At 59.6% G+C, this 1,339-nt stretch carries 2 protein-coding genes; both read right to left on the bottom strand.

What is annotated here, in order from left to right; genetic code table 11:
- Positions 1 to 206: 206 nt before the first annotated feature.
- Entirely contained in the window at positions 207 to 539 is a 333-nt protein-coding gene (locus ACOCD2_RS20180) for a hypothetical protein (protein ID WP_293650211.1), read from the bottom strand.
- A 9-nt stretch (positions 540 to 548) separates the two neighbouring features.
- Positions 549 to 1,339 (bottom strand): Calx-beta domain-containing protein (locus ACOCD2_RS20185; RefSeq protein WP_293653256.1); only part of this gene is annotated, 791 nt, incomplete at its 5' end.

Here is a 1,339-nt window from a genome sequence, read left to right on the forward strand (position 1 = left end):
CCGTGCTGAATAACGTATCTTGATGAATATCGGGACCACGCATGGTACTTTTGCTTCTCGTTCAATTCTTAGTGATATTTTCTCAGATTTGGGTGTTTTTCAACAGCCTGCTAAACTCTAGTAGTAATAAACGTTGACTGGAAACAGAGTATCTACGGATACGGGTTTTTCCATAATCAGGGGTGTGATCGGGGGATTCATGGAAGTTAGTGGGTCTCGACATGGAGACGCCAGCCTCCACTGACACTGCCCACGTCGCCATCCAGGTCGTCGAACAGATACAGTTTCCATTCGCCATTGGGATTGCTGCCAGTGAGTGCCGACATGCCAGCCCCATAGGGAGGGGCAGGCACCGGGGCGGGAAAGGCAGTCGAGCCGAGACTGGTGGGCAGATAGGTGCCGCTGACCATGGGGGAAGGCACCGGGCCGGTGGCATCGTCGTCGAATGTCAGATCGATGCCATTGATGGCGGTATCGCCGCCGGCGTTGCTCATGAGCAATACATTCTGGCCCTGCGGGCCGATCAGGATGGCTTCCATGTCGGGTGGCTAGGTATGGTTCACGCCCATGAGCGTGACGGTCATCCAGTGTATGCTGCCGCTTATGCCCGACAGCGCAATGATGGACGGGTAAGGATTGAAGGGCGCAGCGGCGCTGCTGCCCGTGAGTGGCGTGGTGTTGCTGCTGTCGGTCACTTCGAATGTGCCCACAGTCAAAGTGCCGCTCACGGCGAAGTCCGGCCCCAGCGTGACGCCGGGTGCGAAAAAGCCTACCCGGGAGCCGGTGGAAACCGCGCTGCCTGTTGCCTGGATGCTTGTCGTGGCCAGGCAATCCACATCGGCACCTGTCTCGAAGGCAATGCTGTTCAGTTGGACGCTGTCTCCCGAGCAGGTCTCATCATCCCGGATGGTCACCGCCAATGTGTCTGGCGTGCCCAGAACCGCGCCGCCGGTCGCCGAGGACAGAGTGACCGTGAATCGCTGACGACCTTCGATGATGCTGTCGTCGAGAATGGGGACCGTGCAGTTGCGATCGCTGCTGTCACCTGCCGGCCAGTTGAGACGCGTGGAGCGGCTGCTAAAATCCTTGCCGGCAAGAGCGGAGCCGTTCGAGGTACTGCACAGTACCGATACAGCGCCCGCATTTCCGCCGGTGCGGGAAATGGCGATGCTGACGCTGCCTGCCCCTTCGCCAACACTGATGGCGGCCTCCCTGAAACCAAACACCCCGCTGGAAGAACTGGCGGTACTCAGGTCCACGCTCATGCGGGGTCCACCGCTGCCAGCCATGGAGAGCGAAGCGAAGGCTGGTAGACCCCAGTAGCCGCGAGGCCGCACTG

The organism is Thiolapillus sp. (assembly GCF_048562965.1).
GTDB classification, from domain to species: Bacteria; Pseudomonadota; Gammaproteobacteria; order Chromatiales; family Chromatiaceae; genus Thiolapillus; species Thiolapillus brandeum_A.

What these genes read in the sequence shown, in the direction of transcription:
- ACOCD2_RS20180 (WP_293650211.1), bottom strand. Translation starts at nt 539, where the DNA reads ATGGAAGCCATCCTGATCGGCCCGCAGGGCCAGAATGTATTGCTCATG.